This window comes from Nonomuraea jabiensis, from assembly GCF_014204795.1.
GTDB classification, from domain to species: domain Bacteria; phylum Actinomycetota; class Actinomycetes; order Streptosporangiales; family Streptosporangiaceae; genus Nonomuraea; species Nonomuraea jabiensis.
In genome coordinates this window covers 313,607-331,372 of the sequence record NZ_JACHMB010000001.1, presented here as the reverse complement: position 1 = coordinate 331,372, position 17,766 = coordinate 313,607, and the positions used below count along the sequence as shown (strand labels likewise).

Annotated in this window: 15 protein-coding genes; 8 read left to right on the top strand and 7 right to left on the bottom strand. The window is 69.6% G+C overall.

Features of this window, described 5'->3' with window-relative positions; translation table 11 throughout:
- Positions 1-217 precede the first annotated feature (217 nt).
- Together HD596_RS01440 and HD596_RS01435 are read right to left on the bottom strand one after the other, a co-directional pair.
- A complete protein-coding gene (locus HD596_RS01440) occupies positions 218-2,833 on the bottom strand; it encodes a hypothetical protein (protein WP_185067506.1) in 2,616 nt (871 codons plus the stop codon).
- The gene (locus HD596_RS01435) at positions 2,830-4,668 is read right to left on the bottom strand and encodes an HSP90 family protein (RefSeq protein WP_185067505.1); all 1,839 of its coding nucleotides are present in this window, start codon (positions 4,666-4,668) and stop codon (positions 2,830-2,832) included. Before HD596_RS01435 ends, HD596_RS01440 begins: the two co-directional genes overlap by 4 nt.
- Here HD596_RS01435 and HD596_RS01430 point away from each other — a divergent pair.
- From HD596_RS01430 to HD596_RS01420, 3 genes are all read left to right on the top strand, one after another.
- Positions 4,667-5,266 carry a hypothetical protein gene (locus HD596_RS01430; protein ID WP_185067504.1) on the top strand — a complete coding sequence of 200 codons (600 nt, stop codon included), beginning with the start codon at positions 4,667-4,669 and terminating at the stop codon, positions 5,264-5,266. The two genes, HD596_RS01435 and HD596_RS01430, sit on opposite strands and share 2 nt — an antisense overlap.
- A complete protein-coding gene (locus HD596_RS01425) occupies positions 5,250-6,548 on the top strand; it encodes a hypothetical protein (protein WP_185067503.1) in 1,299 nt (432 codons plus the stop codon). Before HD596_RS01430 ends, HD596_RS01425 begins: the two co-directional genes overlap by 17 nt.
- Before the next feature lie 693 nt (positions 6,549-7,241).
- Positions 7,242-7,445 (top strand): hypothetical protein, encoded by a 204-nt coding sequence (locus HD596_RS01420; RefSeq protein WP_185067502.1) that lies wholly within the window; start codon positions 7,242-7,244, stop codon positions 7,443-7,445.
- Positions 7,446-7,521: 76 nt separating this feature from the next.
- Here HD596_RS01420 and HD596_RS01415 read toward each other — a convergent pair whose 3' ends face one another.
- Positions 7,522-8,271 carry an SDR family NAD(P)-dependent oxidoreductase gene (locus tag HD596_RS01415; protein WP_185067501.1) on the bottom strand — a complete coding sequence of 250 codons (750 nt, stop codon included), beginning with the start codon at positions 8,269-8,271 and terminating at the stop codon, positions 7,522-7,524.
- Between the two features lie 131 nt (positions 8,272-8,402).
- Here HD596_RS01415 and HD596_RS01410 point away from each other — a divergent pair, with 131 nt between their 5' ends.
- On the top strand, positions 8,403-8,837 hold the full coding sequence (locus tag HD596_RS01410) for an Rrf2 family transcriptional regulator (protein WP_185067500.1): 435 nt from the start codon (positions 8,403-8,405) through the stop codon (positions 8,835-8,837).
- Positions 8,838-8,970: 133 nt separating this feature from the next.
- Here the strand turns inward: HD596_RS01410 and HD596_RS01405 are convergent, their stop codons facing one another.
- Positions 8,971-9,225, bottom strand: coding sequence for a hypothetical protein (locus tag HD596_RS01405; protein WP_185067499.1), 255 nt, complete (start codon positions 9,223-9,225; stop codon positions 8,971-8,973).
- 2 nt (positions 9,226-9,227) lie between these two features.
- Positions 9,228-11,447 (bottom strand): tetratricopeptide repeat protein, encoded by a 2,220-nt coding sequence (locus HD596_RS01400; RefSeq protein ID WP_185067498.1) that lies wholly within the window; start codon positions 11,445-11,447, stop codon positions 9,228-9,230.
- 8 nt (positions 11,448-11,455) lie between these two features.
- Between HD596_RS01400 and HD596_RS01395 the strand changes: the two genes are divergently transcribed.
- Entirely contained in the window at positions 11,456-12,139 is a 684-nt protein-coding gene (locus HD596_RS01395; protein WP_313042259.1) for a hydroxymethylglutaryl-CoA lyase-like TIM-barrel protein, read from the top strand.
- Positions 12,140-12,318: 179 nt separating this feature from the next.
- On the opposite strand, the gene HD596_RS01390 is transcribed toward HD596_RS01395, so the two are convergent.
- Positions 12,319-12,960: a DUF6461 domain-containing protein gene (locus HD596_RS01390; protein WP_185067497.1), complete on the bottom strand. Its 642-nt coding sequence runs from the start codon at positions 12,958-12,960 to the stop codon at positions 12,319-12,321.
- A gap of 284 nt (positions 12,961-13,244) precedes the next feature.
- Between HD596_RS01390 and HD596_RS01385 the strand changes: the two genes are divergently transcribed.
- Together HD596_RS01385 and HD596_RS01380 are read left to right on the top strand one after the other, a co-directional pair.
- Positions 13,245-15,401, top strand: coding sequence for a hypothetical protein (locus HD596_RS01385; RefSeq protein WP_185067496.1), 2,157 nt, complete (start codon positions 13,245-13,247; stop codon positions 15,399-15,401).
- Positions 15,402-15,497: 96 nt separating this feature from the next.
- Positions 15,498-15,788: a hypothetical protein gene (locus HD596_RS01380; protein ID WP_185067495.1), complete on the top strand. Its 291-nt coding sequence runs from the start codon at positions 15,498-15,500 to the stop codon at positions 15,786-15,788.
- A 93-nt stretch (positions 15,789-15,881) separates the two neighbouring features.
- Here HD596_RS01380 and HD596_RS01375 read toward each other — a convergent pair whose 3' ends face one another.
- The gene (locus tag HD596_RS01375; protein WP_313042254.1) at positions 15,882-16,424 is read right to left on the bottom strand and encodes a helix-turn-helix domain-containing protein; all 543 of its coding nucleotides are present in this window, start codon (positions 16,422-16,424) and stop codon (positions 15,882-15,884) included.
- 93 nt (positions 16,425-16,517) lie between these two features.
- Between HD596_RS01375 and HD596_RS01370 the strand changes: the two genes are divergently transcribed.
- On the top strand, positions 16,518-17,756 hold the full coding sequence (locus HD596_RS01370) for a benzoate/H(+) symporter BenE family transporter (RefSeq protein ID WP_313042252.1): 1,239 nt from the start codon (positions 16,518-16,520) through the stop codon (positions 17,754-17,756).
- Positions 17,757-17,766 lie beyond the last annotated feature (10 nt).

Here is a 17,766-nt window from a genome sequence, read left to right as displayed (position 1 = left end):
GGAGATCTGGTCATCCGTGAGTCCATGTCCATCATGGGCGACGAGAAGCAGCCGCGTAAGTGAGAAGTACGCACATCGGCGGCTGGGACTTATCTGTTCCGCTTTGGGGTGATGGTCAGCGGGCGTGAGGACAGGATTTCGGCGCACTTCCCTCAGGACAGTTCCCCGACGCCGATGCGCTGACCTTGGCCGCGATCACTCTGACCGTGCCCGCACGCTAGTCGACGTCGCCGTACTCGTCGAAGCGGTCCGTGATCATCTGCTCGAGCTGCTTCTGCGTCTCCGCGAGCTCCGCCAGCACCTCCTCGGACGGGCTGTGCTCGGCCAGCTCTACCAGTTCGGCGAGGACCGCACGCATCTCGGCGACGCCGGGCCGTTCCGCATCCTGGTGCTCCTCGGAATCAGGCTCGGCCATGTAGCGCAGCAACCAGGCCGCCGACCGAAGGCAGCGTACGCGCGGGGTGAGTTGGCCGAGTTCGGTCCAGAGCGCGGCCGCCCGCTGATAGGCGGCCAGCGCTTCCGTGGTCTGTCCGGAATACTGCAGTGCTTCGGCGGCGGACCAGGCCAGTTCGGCATGCATGGCTTGCTGGTCCGAATTATTCTGGATCAGTTCCGCACCTTTGAGAAACTGCTCAGCGGCCTCGCGGTGGCGGCCCAGCTCGTGCAGGGACGCGCCGTATTGTCCCCGGGTCATCGCGATGACCGGTGCGTCGTAAGGGATCTCCACCTTCGGGATCACGTCCTCGAACAGTGCCACCGCTTCGGCATACCTCTCGAGACGGTGATAGGCGCGCGCCGCCGTGAAGGTGTTGTGCAGGGTGTCGGGTTCGGACAGGCCGTTCCAGCGGGCGGCCGCGGCCAGTGCCGCGCCGACCAGGTCGCGTTCACGGCCGGGCTGTCTCGAGATGGCCTCGACGAGCAGGGAGCTCAGTTGGGCGGTCTGGTCGGGCGGGACGAGATCGGCGCCGTACGAGATCGCCTTCGACGCGAACTCCTCGGCCGCCTTCGGATCGTCGCTCCCGAGGGCGAGCTCGCCGAGCAGGGAGGCGGGATTCGCGGCGCGCCACGGCTGCCCGGCTTCGAGATAACCCGTCACGGCGGCCTGCAGATGGGCACGCGCGCCGTCCGCATCGCCGAGCGGGAAGGAGATCTGGGCCAGCAGCTCGTGATACATGGCCATGCGCTCGGTCACCGCGAGCTCCACCGCCACGGCGAGTTCGGCCTCCAGCAGCGCATGGGTGGCCTTGAGCTCGGCCTCGGCCGGGTTGTCCTGCTGCCCCAGCGCCGCCATTGCCATGAGGGGACCGGCTCTTCGCACGGTCAGGTATTCGCCCGAGGTGAGCTTTCCGGCCGCGTACGCGCTTTCCGCCTGCGCCGTGACGCCTTCCGCCAATGCCTCGCCTCCGGCCTGATCCCCGGTCCGGAAGCGCGCCAGGGCCGCGGCGGCGCGAGCCTGCAGAGCCTTGGCAGTGTCGGCGAGCCGGTCGAAGCTCTCGGCGACAGCCTGCAGCGCGTCGTAGGCCGCGCCGGGGTCGGAGTCCAGCAGGGAGAGCGCTCGGGCGTACTCGACCTCCGCGGCAACGATCTCGGGCAGCGGCAGCTCACTGGCCGCGACTCGTTCCCACGCTCTGTCGGCGTGGGGATGACGCGTCTCGGACAGGCGCCGCGCTGCTGCGACCAGGTCGTCGAGCCTCGAATCGGTGCCCTTCGGCGGGACCGGTACGGCACGACCGGCCGGCTGCGGCAGCGTCGCCGGGAGGCCGAGCGGCAGCCGATCCGCCAACGGCTCCTGGGCGAGACGCTTGGCGACCCGCTCGCTGAAGACGCCGCTGCCGTTGCGCGCGTCATAGCGGGCGCCCAGCTCGCTGATCTCCTGTTCCAACCTGGCGAGCGTCGTCTCAAGAGTCAGGTCGCCGATCCGGATGCCGCCGTGGCCCAGCATGACCAGGCGGCGGAGCAGTACGACGACCCCGCTCACGAAGCCGACCCGCTGCGAGACGTCCTCGTGTTGCGTCATGAGCCAGGACGCGTGCTCGTTCAGGATCTCCAGGCCACGCGCCTCGTTGCCGGTCAGGGCGCAGAACTCGATGTGGTAACCGACCGACTCGCGCAGGCTGACATTGTGGCGGACCAGAGAGTATCCCTTGAGGAAGGCGCTGCGGGCGTCCTCGGTTCGTCCGGTGCGCAGCAGGGGAAGCAGCGCTTTGGCCAGGACCCTGTGCGGCTCCTCCGCACATGACCGCTCGCCGTCGATCAGCGGCGCCCAGTAGTCCAACGCCCCCGTGTCATCACCCGCCAAGACGCGCCACGTGCCCCAGTCGTTGCGCTCGCAGGCGTCACAGTCGGCCATCTGGTCGCGTGGAGCGGAGATCGACGACTCCATCGCCGCCGCTGCCGTCTCGTCGTCGCCGAGGTTCTGCGCCAGCAGCGAACGCAGGGAGAGCACCGGGCGCGGGCTGTATCCGCGCTGCCGGTAGCGGTTCTGCAGCTCGTCGAGCCAGCGGTGGATGGTCGCCAGCGGCACGGCCGGGTTGCAGATGAGGTTGTAGCTCATCCACTTGAGCTGCCAGTGGATGCGATGGCTGAACGTGCCCACCTCTGCGGGGAAGTCGTCGTGAATCCGCAGGAGCCGTCCGAACGCGACCGGCATGCGGTCACGTTCGGCGCCGTACTCGTAGGCCTGGATGAGGGTGAGCAGTACCTCGGCTTCCAGCGACCGGTCCTCGGCCGCCTTGGCGGCGGTGGCGAGCAGTTCCAGGCGTTCGGCTTTCTGGCGTCCGCCCGGCAGCGCGTAGGTCTGATGCAGGGCGTCGCGGATCTCGGCGACGTTCATGCTTCGCCATCCTCATCAGTGGATTCGGTCACGTTCTGGGAGGCCCAGCCGAGCAGCTCGTCGAAGGCGCGGTTGAGCAGTGCGGTGTCGACCGACCGCAGGGGCCGATGCGTCATCAGCAGCGCCTGGCCGTACAGCGCCTCGATGGCGGTGACGAGCAGTGCACGATCGCTGATCGTCGCAAGTCGGCGGACCACCGGGCTGCGGTGGTTGAGTACGAGTTGCGCGCGAGGCTCGGTGGACTTGAGCGCGCCCAGGATCTCGGCCCACAGGTCGTCCGCGTCGGCGGCGATCTCCGCGCGGGTTCGTTCGTTGCGCGCCGCGCGGGAGTCCAGATGCAGAGCGGACACCGACGCCGGAAAGAACGCACGAAGGATCACATCGCAGCCCAGCGGGTCAAGCGTGGAGCGTGCCATCGCCAAGAACCCGGCCATGGCCAGCTCATTCGCGCTGTCAACCGGGTCGAGCGCGGCGGTGACCACGTCCGAACCGAGCTCCTCGACCACCACCCCCGGCATGACCTCAGGGAGCAGCGCGACCAGCTCGCTGTCGTAGGTGTAACCCCCGTTGACGACCCCCACGCCGTGGGCGGCCGCGATCGGCGCGATCTGCCGGAACTCCTCAACTGTGGGCGTGATCCGGACCACGGGGTGTCTCCTGGCGACCTCGGCCAACGTGATGTGACCGTCGGTCGTCTCCAACGTGAGGTACGGCAGCATGATCCGGAACAGCTCGACGTCATGCCTGGCCATCGCCTTCACCCCGAGGCTGTGCACAGCGAGGAACGCGGCCAGGCGCTGCGGCTCCTGCGCGGCCAGCCCGGTGAGCCAGTCACGTAGCCGGACACCCAGCGCCTCGCGGACCGCGACCAGCGTCTCATCCTCGTACAGACCTTCACGGGATGCGGTCGGGCGCAGCGTGTCCGTATCGATCACGCAGCGGACGAAGAACGCCCAGTCAGGGAGTAGGCCGGTGGTCGCGTCGTTGAGCAGCATGCCCTTCAGGTAGACGCGGTGGCGGCCACTGTCGGCCGGATTTGCCGGCTGCGGCAACACGTAGGCGGCGCCTCTGATCCCGGCCAGCTCCACGTCGAGTTCGACGACGTCGAGCGCGGTGAAGCCGAGCGCGCGCTCGCCGTACTCGATCAGCGCGGCCCGGCGTGCGGCGGCCGAATCGTAGAAGCGGTCCCACACCGGCGGACTGTCCGTGGTGCGGATCGTCCGCCCACTCGTGTCGACCGTCACCTCGTACGGCAGCAGCGAACCGAAGTCGCGGGCAAGGTCAGTGACCACGTCCGGGGCGAACCACCGTTCGGCTCCCGCTCGTGGCGTCAGGCACACGGTCGTTCCGGGAACGGTGCGCTCATGCGGCGCAAGCCGCCGGACCGAGTACGTCCCGTCGGACGTGGCCAGCCACTCGATGCCCGGTGCATCCGGGACGGCGGCAGAACGGCTGATCACCTGGATCCGCTCGGCGACGGTGAAGCAGGCCAGGAGGCCGATGCCGAACTGGCCGAGGAACTCGCGGCGAGCCCCTTCCAGGTCATCGCGCTTCGATGACCGGCCGATGGTCGCGAGGAAACGATGGACGTCCGCCTCCGTCAAGCCGATGCCCGGATCATCGATCCGCAGCCCCGCCTCGTTCACCGTGATCCGGATGGCGGTGGACGCCGTCGGGTCCATCCGCTGCCGCGCTGTCACCGCGTCGACCGCGTTCTGCAGCAGCTCTCTCAGATAGACGCGCGGACTGGAATAAAGGTGGTGGGACAGGAGATCAACAAGTCCTCGCAGGTCGACCTGAAAGGAGTGGGCATTTCCCGACTCTTCGTCCAGCATGCGGGAGATCGTAGCGTCACGCTATGACATTGAGCCGATCAATTTCGGCTGCGAGCCCGAACACACCGACCCCCCGGAAGGCCGGTTGTCGCGCGCCTGCGACGCGCATCTGATCACCCAGCCGAGGCCAGCGCTCGGCGAGCGGCTTCAACGGCGAACCGGATCGGGTCGAACTCCTGCGCGCTCTCCAGGCCGGCCCAGCGGACATCTGCCGCTGCGCTTGCGGGTCGCGCATCTCCTAGTGCGGCGACGCGATCTCCCAGGCCGGCTCCCGCAGATCCGCAACGGGCACCGGCCCGCCGTACAACTCATCTTTCCCAACGCCGTGAACGACGCCCCCTACAACCGCTCCGAGTCCTTCAACAGGGGCGCCGCCTTCTTCACCGGCAGCAGCCGCCCCCGTGACCATCCGGACCGGCCCGGCCGCCTTGGCCCATTCCACGGTCAGGTCAATCCGGGCAGTTCGGTGCTGCTCTTCGTCCGGAACACCCGGTCGCCGATCTTCGGGTCGATCTCCCTCAGCCGCCCTTGTCGCGCGAACGTGTCCTTCTGGCCCGATGAGACACCTAGGATCGGGTGCCGTGGCGAAGAAGCGTAAAGCGAAGGCAAACCCCACGCGGGGAGTCAGCGGCCATCCTGGCCGGCGCGCGCTGCAGCTCGCTGCCCGTCAGCCCTCGCTCGACCCTCGTTCTGAGCTGTTTGAGTCGCTGCTGGGGACCGCTGGGGATCAGTGGTGGCCGGACTCCCAGAATGCCATCATCGAGCGTCTCGCCGACCTGCCGGCCCACTCGCCTCTGCGGCTGGAGAACGCCGTCGTCGACCTGGTCGGTGAGGAGTTGTGGACGCGCACACAGACCGAGACCAGTGGTTTCCACTGGGATCAGTACCTGGCCTCGCTGGCTGACCTCGTCCGCGACGAGATCCAGATCGCCGCACGCACCGGCGGGCAGATAGATGACCTGTGGCGACTGCTGCACGGGCTCGCCGCGATGACCGCGCCGTCCAGCGGGGAAATGCTGCGCCGCGACCCCGACCACGCCGTCCGCAAAGCCATCAAGGACACCACGACGGCCTTGGCCGAGGCCGGCATCGCTCCGGAATGGCCGAGTGAAATTCTCCGGGCCACTCCGGCCGGAGAGCCACTGCTGCTGACCGACGAGTACGGCTCGCGGTACGCGCTCCTCGCCCCCTTCGCCTGGGGCGAGGAGGACCCGCACTGGTATTGCTGGGACATCGACCGCTGCACCGGAGACCAGGTCGTGCACGCCGCCGTCTTCGTCTCACCGGAGGAAGCGCTTGCCGAGTGGCGAGCCGCCGTCGGGGCGCACGCGGCACCCGCCTCCACCCGACCGGCCCCGTGCGACCAAGCCACCGCCCGCAGCCTGTTGGATCCGCTGTGCCGTTCTGACCTCCTGGGAGCGCTGCTGCTCGGCAGTGAGTCGCAACAGCTCATCGCCGAGCATTTCCGCCTGCGCCAGCGCGCCCGTGCCCTCTGCGAGTCGTTCATCGACGCTCCTGAGCCCAAGTCCCAGCAGGACCTGAACCCGATCATCGACGACTTCGCCGCCTGGCTCTGCGATCGAGACGACCACAGACCCGAACGAGAAGACATCGCCACGCTTGCCGATACCTGGTCCCGCCTTCCCGGGTTCGGCTACTATGCCTGCTCTCCGCATCGGATCGAGCACACCGTGATCCTCGTCGCAGACGGGTACGTCAAGAAGTACGCCGAGGCCATACTCGATCTGCTACCCCAGTGGGTCGAATGGTGCATCGAACGCACCGGCCTGACCGGCGAACTGGCAGAGCGCGCCCGCCAGGCAGCCGCGAACAACCGGTGGGACGGATCCGACAGCATGGACCTGCGCCGCACCGAATAGTTGAACCGCTTCCGGACGTCCGGGCCTGCCGTGGGCAGGGGCGCACCGGGAGCGAGCATGGCCTCGTCGACGGAGATCGGTGGCTTGCCCGCGCCGAACAGTTCCGGCCTGGCCAGTTCCATGCGCTCCAGGAGCACCAGTCGCCTGTTGATCTCGGGGCCCTGTCCGCCGGCCCACGCGGCTGTCTGGCGGATGGTGTCGGCTGAGGCAGTCGGCAGCCAGGCCCCGCGCAGGATGTTCCACAACTCTTCGCCGATGACGTCCAGCGAGACTTCGGCCTGGTGCAATGCGTCTTTCAACGCGCGGACGCCATCGGGGACCATGCCCTCCAACTGGCCCATGGCTAGCCTGGGCTGTCGGCTGGCGTACGGGCTAATAACGCCCGAAGTTCGTCCACGACGCCAGTGCAGCCCCTGCTGATGGCCTGGCGCTGGGCGCTCAGTCGCACGTGGTGTCGACGTCCCCACCGGCCGCTGCAGTATCCGCGGCAGCAACCGAATCGCCCGGATTGGTGTGAAGCGTCGGATGGGACGACGCCGGCCGTAGGCGAGCGCCGCCATGTGGATGGCGCAAGACGTCACGGCTGGTCGTCTACCGCTTGACGAGCGTTTGTGCTGGTCAAGACCGTTATCTGCGGCGAAAACTCTAGGAAGCGTTACCGCTCTTCAGGTGCGGGTGCTCCGACCGTGATCGGTGTACTACTCCGCCGATCCGCTGCTGATCGACAATATCTGCGACGTGGTCGGCCTGTACCCGTCACCGCTCGAGCACGCGGTGGTCTTCCCCGCCGATGAGAGGCCGCGCATCCAGGCGATCGGGCAGTCCGCGCCGGTGCTGCCGATGGTGCCCGGCACTCCGAGCGGCCCAGCCGCGACCATCACCGGCAGAGCACTGTGACCAGCGGAACCCGGGATGTACTCGGGATACGCCCACCCCTACGTACCAGCATGGGACGCGCCGACGGCGCTGCGGCTCAGGCGTTGTAGCCGCCGTGGGCGTCCAGCACGGCGCCCGTGACGTACGACGCGGCGGGGCTGGCCAGGAAGGCGATCGCCGCCGCGATCTCGTCGGGGTGTCCCATGCGCTGCAGGGACAGCGAGCTGAGCAGGGCCTTGAGGGTCTCGGGGTTCGGCGCTTCCATGCCGCCCACCATCAGCCCGGCTTCCACGACGTTGGCGGTAATGCCCCGGGAGCCGAGGTCGCGGGCGACGCCCATGGTGTACCGCTCGACCCCCGCCTTGGTCGCCGCATAGTCGGCCAGGCCCGGGACGCCGACTCGAGTGCCCAACCCGGAACTCACCGTGATGACGCGGCCGCCCTCGCGCAGCACTCGGGAGGCGGCCCGGATGACGGCGATCACCCCGAGGTAGTTGGTGGCGTGCATCCGGTCCAGCGCGGCCGTGTCGGCATCGGGGTCGTCCACCGTCCCGCTCACCGAGATCGCCGCGTTGTTGACGAGGATGTCGAGACCGCCGAAGTGCGCGACCACGTCGTCGATCAGCGCCGGAGCCTGGCTCACGTCCGCCTGGTCGGACTTGAACGCCACGACCTTCGCTCCCTTGCCGCGCACCTCGTCGACGACGTCCTGCGCCTGCTTCTCGGAGCTGACGTAGGTGAACGCGACGTCGGCGCCCTGCTCGGCGAGCAGCCGTACGGTCGCGGCTCCCAGCCCGCGGGACCCTCCGGTGACCAAAGCGACCTTGCCCGTCAGCGGCTTGTTCATTCTTTCTCACCTCACTGGTTGACCATCTTCGGTGGCCGTAACAGTAATGGTTACGACAGCATGTCGCAACCTTAGCTGTTACGACTATGACTGTCGTAACATCGGGAGTTGCGATCGAGAGGAACGAGTTCATGAGCGCCAACAGCAGGTTGACCATCGCCGCCCACGCGCTGGCCTGGATCGGCCTCTACCAGCGCCAGGGCCATGAGGTCGCCACCTCCGAGCAGATCGCGACCAGTGCGAGCACCAATCCCGTGGTGATCAGGCGGCTGCTCGGCGACCTGCGGAGGGCAGGGCTCGTGGAGTCCCGGCGCGGGGTGGGTGCGGGCTGGTCGCTGGTGCGTGACCTGGAGTCGATCACGCTGCTCGACGTGTACGAGGCGGTGGAACCCGGCCCGCTGTTCGCGCTGCACCGCGCCGCCCCGGACCCGGGATGCGTGGTGGGTTACGGCATCCAGCCGGCGATGCAGCGCATCTACGACGGCATCGAGGAGACCCTCCGGCGCGAGCTGGCCCGCGTCACGCTGGAGGATGTACTCCGGGATGTCCTCGCGGCACCTCGCTGAGCGGTCCTGCCCGTGAGTCCTTGGGGGTCAGTGACTGAGGTAGAGATCGCAGGCGCAATCGAGGGCTTCTTGACCCGCCTCGATTTCGGCACGGGCTCGGCCTTGACCGCGCCACTGGCCAGCTCGACGATCATCACGTGCCGCTTGGTGTAGTCCGGGACGTACACCTTGCCCTGGTGGACCACGGGCCGGTGGAGTCGTCGCGGGCGCGGCCGTTCAGGCTCACGCTGTTCACCCGGCGGCTCTGGAAGTCGCCGGTGACGACCGCTCCGCTCTCCGGCACCACGACGGCGACCACGCTGGAGGTCGTGCTCGGCTGGGAGACCAGGCCGTCGGCCTTGGCAGGGTTCCAGTCCTGGGGAGGGTGGGGTGCACCGAATCTCGGCACGGTCACCCTCCTTCCCGGTTGTGCTGTCGTCGGAAGGGGATCCGGTCCGTCAGCGTGGAAGCACCGAGGCCGGCCCGCCGCTTCCAATACGCCAGCGCGTCGCAGGCGATGAGGGTGTCGGGGTGGTCGGGCCCCTGCACACGTCGTCGGACCGGCAGCAGCGCGGCGAACTGGTCGCGCGCCGATGCGGCGTCCCCGGCCTCGCCCGTCCAACGGGCCAGCTCGTGGCGTGCGTTCAAAGTGGTCGGATGGTCGGGCCCTTGCACGCGCTCATGGACCCGGATCAGGGCGGCGAACTGCTCGCGAGCCGCCGGCGCGTCTCCCAGCCTGCCGAGCAGGACCGCGAGCACGTGCCTGCTGCCGAGCGTCTGCGGGTGCTCGGGTCCGAGGACGCGTTCGCTGATGGGCAGCAGCGCGAGGAGTTGGTCGCGTGCTGCTTCCAGGTCGCCTGCCTGGCCGGTCCAGTAGGCGAGGTCGTGCCGGGTGCCCAGGGTGTCGGGGTGTTCGGGTCCCAGTACGCGTTCGCGGATCGGCAGGAGCGCCGCAGCGCCGTCGCGGGCCGCCGTGGGGTCGCCGGCCTGCCCCGTCCACAGGGCGTGGGCATGCCGGGTGGCCAGCACGCGGGGATGGTCCGGGCCGTGGATGCGTTCCTGGAGGGGCAGGAGCGCGGCGAACTCGTCGCGCGCGGCTCCGGCATCGCCTGCTCTGCCCCGGTAGCGGGCGAGGTCGTGCCGGGCGGCGAGAGTGCCGGGATGTTCGGGGCCGAGGGCGGCGTGCAGAGCGGCGTGCCGGTCGCGTTGCCAGGCATGTGCGGTACGCAGGTCGCCGCTGGCGGCCAGGTACCGGATCGCCTGGAGTGTCCCGGCCGAGTCGGGGGCCAGGACGGTGCGGACATGGGGCAGGAATCGGGCGTACAGCGACCAGGAGCCGATGTTCTCCGGGTCGGTCGGCAGGGCGGCTTCGAGCAGATGGGCGGCCCGTTCGCCTAGCGTATGACGGTGCTCGTCAGTGAGTTCGGCCCGGATGACGGCGTGGACCAGGCGGTGCATGACGACCAGGGGGCGCTCGGACGTGTCGCCAAAGCGGGTCTGTTCCGGCCGGATGAGAGTGATCATGCTGTACGAGGCGAGCAGGGCGACGGACTCGGCCACGTCCATCGAGGTGCCGAGCGCGTTTATGGGCAGGTCCGTGGGGGCGTAGCAGGCCAGCAGGCGCAGCAGTTCGACGGTCAGCGGGGCGCGGGCGGCCAGGGTGTGCCGCGTGACCTGCCACACGCGGGCGATCACGGGTCGACCTGCCTGGTGCTGCCCGGGTGGCGAGGCGGCGTACATTCGGCTGGGTACCGCGGCCAGCAGACGCCGGTAGTCGGCCACTGTCATGCCGGGAGTCTCAGCAATGTAGCCGCCGGCCTGCACCAGGGCCAACGGCAGGAAACCCAGCTCATCGGCCAGGCTCTCCAGGTGCGCCCTCTCTGGGACCGGAGGGCCGATCAGGTCGGCGAGCAGCGCGACGGCCTCCTGCGGGGGTAGTTCGGGCAGCAGAATCTGGCCGCTGATGGCGTCCCAGCCGGTCGATCTCCGCGAGGTGATCACCACATGTCCGCGTTCCAGTCGCCCCAGAAGGGGGTCCAGTTCGTGCGGGTCCTCGACGTTGTCGAATATCAGCAGCCACCTGCGACGCCCGGCCAGCCAGGCCAACGCGTACGCGAACGCGTCCTGCTCCGCCAGCGGCGCAATCGAAGCCGTCCCGTCTTGGCCGCGGGAGGTCACGGCTGCGGTCAAGGCCCGTCCCAACTCGGCCAGTCCGCTCCTGACCTGGCTGGCGTTCTCCGCAGGGATCCACCAGATCAGCTCATAGTCGCCACGGTGCGCGTGAGCGTACTGCAGAGCGAGCTCGCTCTTGCCGATGCCGCCCAGGCCGCAGATCGCCTGGCTGATCACTCCTGCCTCGCCTCGCATGGCAGCCGTGAGCTGCCGCAGGGCGTGGTCGCGGCCAATGAAGTGCCGGGCGGGCGGCCGAGGCAATTCCACCACCCGCAAAGGCGGCTCCGGCGCGCGGCCGGGCGGGCGGACCTGCACGATCAGGCCGATGAGCCCGACGACCATGCTGATTACGCTGGCACGCTGATCAAGCAACGCCAGCACGTCATCGGGCAGGCCGAACGCGTCGATGAGAAACCCGACCATCCCCAGCGCCAGCAGACCCGCCGCGACCGCCAGCAAGATCCACCGTGTCCGGCCCGCCGACCGGCGAGCGCGCCATAACCGCACGCTTCAAGCCTGCCCGGCAGGAGCCGCCCCGGCACCTGCCTGGCCGTGCCTTCTGGGTCACGGCGGAGTCAGAGCCGGGGCGGCTGCGACAGCTACGGACGCTGCGTGACGGCAGCCACGCGATGGCCCACCGGTTCACCGCCGATCAGGTGCGGGCCGTGGTGCGCGCACTGGATGCCGCAGGGGTGCGGGTCATCGAGGTGACGCACGGCGACGGACTCGGCGGGTCCTCGTTCAACTACGGTTTCTCCGCCGTGGACGACGTCGAGCTGGTGCGGGTGGCCGGGGAGGCGGCTCGTGACGCGCGGATCGCGGTGCTGCTGCTGCCCGGCCTCGGCACGGTCGCCGACCTGCGACGTGCCCACGACGCGGGCGCGACCGTCGCGCGAGGACGCGGGCTGCCAGTGCGTGTACGTGGCCACGACACGGCTGCTCGTTTTCCCGTTCAGGGTGGGACAGGGCGCGGCCCGCGCTGCCGGCCGCGTCGGCGGCCGCGGCCGACACGCTGGTGGGCCTCGGCGACGCCCACCACGCCTGCGGCGACCGGACGGCGGCCGAGACGGCCTGGCGCGGCACGCGCCCTGTACGAACCGCACCACCGCCGCATGGAGACCGGTCGCGTCCGCGCCCGGCTCGGGTCGTGACTTCGAGTGCCGGGCACCGGCCCGCTACGGGCATCAGCAGCCGTACTTGATCAGGGCTTTGTGGCCGAGACAGGTCCTGCCGGGGCCGACGCGGATGGCCGTGGTCGGCGCCGAAGGGGACGCCCGGCCCACCTGACATCGTGACCCGCAGGATCCACGCCGCTCGACCTGTGACCTGATCAGGCAAAGCGTCGGGCGAGGTCGCTCCCGTAGAGGGGTGCCAGCGAGACCGCGTGAGGGGCGGCATTCAAGTGACTCTTGTCGAACCGCACTCCGGTCACGGCGGTGGCCACCGCCAGTGCTCGGATCACCTCGGCGTTCAGGTCCCGCTCCGGTACGTCCTCCTCATCCACGTCCTCATCGAACACGTACTCGTATGCCGGCAGCAGGCCGACTGCCGACAGTTGGTCATTGAGTGCGTCAGGGGACCGCCCCAGGCGGTCGCCCGGGAAATAGATATCGAATCTGGTGATTATCTCGCCGTCCATGGCATAGGCGAACGCAGCGTTGCCCAGGAAGTCACGTAGCACCACGACGGCCTTCGTGTCCTGGGAAAGGCGGCGGATCACCTCAAGCATCATGCCGCCGAACCCGCCATTCTCGAACATGATCGATCCGCTGCCGGCGGCGTGTATGTGGGCGATGTACGGCTGTGTCGTGTCGAGGACCGGCACGGCACCCAGGAATGTGCGCAGGATGTCTTCCACCCAGTCGGGCGACTTGTTCGGGAGCAAGGTGACGCAGAATCCGGTCGTCCAATGGGAGAAGTCATCGCCTGTCAGCCAAGCATGGTCGGCAGGATTTGGAGTGGGCATGTTCATGCGTTCCCGCAGCCCGTCAAGTTAATCCAGAATTCGTCGCCGTCGATTACGCGCTCGTTATTGTGCCATGCGTTCAGGACCGGGGTTCGCCAGTTCGTATTCTGTGGTCAGCTATCTGGCCACGATTCCCCGAGTGATCCGAGTGTCGATACTGTCTGTGACCATGCTGCCGCGAGACGTACCGGGATTGCGCGATGCCTCCGCGGACGCAGGACCGCGACCCGGTAGACCCTTTTCCACCGGAGAACAGCGAACGATCAACAAGGCTGCGACAGTGACGACTCGTGGAAATCGTGGATGCCCGGGCGCGGCTGCGGCGGCCGTTCGTCATCGTGCGCGCCTATCTCGGCGCCGCCAGGCACCTGGTGCCGCTGGTGGCGCCGGCCGCGGTGGTGTTCCTGCCGCTGGCCCTGATCGCCGCGTCGGCACTGTTGCCGCTGCTCAGCGGCTCGGCCGTGGTTCGGAACGACGAGTTGGGGATCTTCGGGGCCGAGCCGCGTGAGCTGCTCGTCTGGAGTGCGGCGGTGCTGGTGGTGTTCACCGTGGCGCAGGCCGTGGTGTTCCCCGCGACCGTGGTGATCGCGGCGGGGGTGCAGGCGGGCGGGCAGCCCGTGTCCGCGCGCCGGGCGCTGCGGATGGCCCTGCGGCGGCTGCCTTCCATGTTGCTGCTCGTGGTGCTGGCCGTGCCCGTGTTCGCGCTGGTGGTGGCGGCCGGGTTCGGGGCGCTGCTGGTGACAGGGAGCATGGTCCCGGCGGTGTTCGTGTTCGTGGGGCTGGCGCTGTTCACCATGCCGGCGCTGCTGGCCGTACCCGCCATCGTCCTGGAGGGCCGCTCGGCCCTTGTCGCCGTCGGACGCGGCTACGACCTGGTGATCGGGCACTCGCCGTCCAGCACGTTCACCCTCGCCTGCGGCGTGTACGTCATCCCGGGCGCCGTCTCCCAAGCCCTGGACGTGGCCATGGCAGGGCTGCACGGTCCCGCGCTCATGTACGCCTCGGGCCTGGCGGGCGGCGTACTGGCACTGGCCGGCACGGCCTTCCAGGCGAGCGTGGTCACCCGCCAGTTCCTGCACCGGCTGGCGCTGCGGCCGGACCCGGTCTCGGCCGAGGAGCTGGACCGGATCCTGTCGGGCCTGCCCGAAGCGGGTCCCCGCCGCGGGGTCTGGTTCCCGCTCGTGCTGCCAGGGCTGGTCCTGCCCGGCCTCGTGTACGGCGGCGTCGCGACGGTCAACCCGTTCGGCTGGCTGGAGACCAGCGAGACGGACGTCACCGCCGCGTGGCGTGACTCGTTCGAGGCCGGCATCGGAGCTCCCCAGCTCGGCAGGGGACACCTGCGCGCCCTGTACCCGGGGCCGGGCACGGGGATGGCCGCGCTGGTCTACGGCGGATTCCGGAAGCCGTCCGCGATGTTCGCGTGCGCCGACCACACCTGTCGCCAGGCCCGCCTGCGCTACGCCGAGGCGGGCCCCGACCAGGACCTCAGTGTCGACGCCGTCGGGGCCGCGCTGCCGGACGGCCGCCTGGTGCTGACCGCGTGGACGTGGCATCGCCGCGAGTGGGACTCCTGGGAGAGTCTCGGGCTGCTGATCTGTGACCAGGAGAGGTGCATCCCGCCGCGGGACGGAAGCCCTCTCATCCCGCGGCACGACTTCGCCGGTGGCATGTCGCTGGCCCTTACCACGCGCCCCGGCGGCGGGCTGGTCGTCGCCACTGCCGATCAGGTGGACATCGACCAAGGGCCCAGGCGGTACGACGACGTGATCTCCTTGATCTCCTGCGCGGACACCGGCTGCTCGCGCCCGGTCACCCGGGAGGTGGCGCGGGTCCCCTCGGAAGGGTTCGCTCCCGGGCCGCAGACCCTGTCGGTCGCGGTCGGTGCTGACGACCGTCCGGTGGTCGCGCGGATGGACAGCAGAACCGGCGAGATCCACGTGATCTCGTGCGAGGATCCCGCTTGCACGCGCCCGCACGTCACCCGGCCGGTGGCGCCCCAGACGATCGAGCCGACCGAGCACAGCCCGCGTCACGCCGTGGCAGTGGCAGTGCGCCCGGATGGCCGGCCGGTGCTGGCGTACCAGGACATCCGGGATTCGGCGGTCAAGTACGTCGATTGCCGTACCCGGGACTGCGCGCAGCACGTCACGGTCACGCTGTCCGGCCAGTCGTACGCCCCACCGGTGCCGGTGATCGATCGGGCGGGGCGCGTCCTGGTGGCCTACCAGGACGCCCGCCGTCCGTACGTCATGCTCGCCACCTGCGCGGACGGCCATTGCTCGCGTACCGCGGTGAGCGGCATGCGCAACGGGCCCGGCGATTGCCTGGCCATGATGCTCGACCGCGCGGGACGGCCGGTGATCGTCTGGACGGACGACAACGGCTTGTACTTCTCGGACAGCGAATGGGCGCTGATGGTCACCACACCGCTCAACCTCGCCCCGTGAACCGATCACCGCGTCACGAGTCTGCTTTATCGGTGCCGCCCAGCCGCGCGTGGCTCGGAGACCAGCCGAGTCTTTCCGACGCCGGCCTCGCCCTCGATGACGGCCACAGCCGGCAACACCGCCGGCACCAGCCGGGCGAGCTCTTCGCCGCGCCCGACGAGCGCCGGCGACACCAGCCGCCGCCCCGATACCCGGGACTCCCGCATGCTGGACCTCGACACGCTGGTGTTCGAGCTGGTCGAGGATGCCGAACGCGTCCTGCCACGCGCGACGGGCGGCATCGAGATCTCCGGCGTCATGGTGAGCGTCGCCGAGCAAGTGTGGAGCGCCCCGCCTTCGAAGGTCCTGGCCCCGAGCTCACGGAACAGCCCCAGCGCCCGTTCGTAGCACGTGACGGTCTGGACGAAGTGGCCGAGGCGGCGGTGGATCTAGCCGATACTGTCCCAGGTCGTTGCCGCCGTACGGCGTGGATTCGGTGGCTCAGGCCTGTCGGGGGGAGCGGATCAGTAGGGTGGCCAGTGCTTCGTCCGGGCCGACGGTGCTGTAGATGTGTGGGACGTCGGCCTGCCAGGAGATGTGCTCGCCCGGCGCAGCCAGCAGGGGAGCGTCGGCCGGGCCGGCGCGCAGCACGCCCGCGTAGACCGTGACGTGTTCCGTCACGCCGGGAGCGTGCGGCGGCGAGTGTTGCACGATGCCGGGACGGACGTGCATGCGCAGCAACTCGAACGTTGCGGTCGGCTCCTCGAAGACCTCCAGCAGTGTGGCCGTCACGGCGGCGCCGGGCACGTGGACGGCCTCTGCGGGCGGTGCGCCGGGCTCCAGAACCAGGGCCGTCAACGGTACGCCCAAGGCTCCTGCCACCGCGTAGAGCGTCTCCAACGTCGGGTTGCGGGTGCCCAGTTCCAGGCCGGACAGGGTGGCCTTGCCGATGCCGGCACTGCGGGCCAGCGCCGACAGGGAGATGCCGCGGGCCTCCCGCAATCGCCGCAGCCGGCTCCCGATATCCGTCTCACGGCCGTTCACCCGGCAATCCTTGCATTCCGCCGCCGGGCTTGTCCCGCGGTGGCCACCTGGTTATGGTTCGTTCCGTAAACGGAACGATGTAAGGGGTTGGGTGTGCGGGTGCAGGCCGTCATGGCGGGGCTGGTCAGCGCGGTGGTCGGCTACGCCAGTTCGTTCACCATCGTGCTCGCCGGGCTGCGTGCCGTCGGGGCGACGCCGGGGCAGGCCGCATCCGGGCTGCTCGCCCTCTGCTGCGGCATCGGCGCGGCGGCGCTCTTCCTCGGGCTGCGATACCGCATGCCGATCAGCATCGCCTGGTCGACCCCCGGCGCGGCGCTGCTGGTGGCGACCGGTCCCGTGCCCGGCGGTTTCCCGGCTGCGGTGGGCGCGTTCATCGTCTGCGCCGGGCTCATCGTCCTGGCCGGCCTGTCGCCCTGGCCGGCCCGGGCGATCGCCGCCATCCCGCGTCCGATCGCCGGTGCCATGCTGGCGGGCGTCATCCTCAGCCTGTGCACCGCACCGGTCCGTGCCGTCGTCGACATCCCGCTGTTGGCCGTGCCCGTCGTCCTGACCTGGGCGGTGTTACAGCGGTACCTGCGGCAGTGGGCCGTTCCAGGCGCGCTCGTCGTGGCGGTCATCGCCATCGCGGTGCAGGGGCCCGGCAACGGCCTGTCCAGCGCGGCGCTGCGGCCCGCGGTCGAGCTGACCACCCCGACGCTGAACCCGTCCGTGGTGGTGAGCATCGCCATCCCGCTGTTTCTCGTCACCATGGCCGCGCAGAACGTCCCCGGTATGGCGGTCATGGCGACATACGGGTACACGCCGCCCCTGCGCCCGGTCCTCGTCGCGACCGGCCTGGCGAGCGCGGCGGCGGCGCCGTTCGGCGGTCACGCCGTCAACCTGGCCGCGATCACCGCAGCGCTGACCGCTGGGCCGGACACCCACCCTGACCCCGGCCGCCGATGGATCGCGACGGTGGCCCTCGGCGCCGGACAGCTGACGCTCGGCCTCGGCGCCGGCCTGGCCATGGCTCTGGTGCTGCTTTCCCCACCCGTGCTGGTCACCGCGGTGGCCGGCCTCGCGCTGCTGCCGGCGCTCGGCTCGTCGCTGGCCGGCGCGGTGACCGAACCGGAGGGGCGGGAGGCTGCGGTGGTCACTTTCGTGGTCACAGCGTCGGGGATGACGATCCTGAGCATCGGCGCGGCATTCTGGGGCCTGATCGCCGGCGGCCTCACCGCACTCCTGCTGCACAGGCGACCACCGTTGGTACAGCAATCGCCATCCACCGCTCAAACCGGGGCGGAACGTACCGAGAGCCGGGTGGCTGGCATGCCGGCCGATCGGCCGTCGTAGTGGAAGTAGC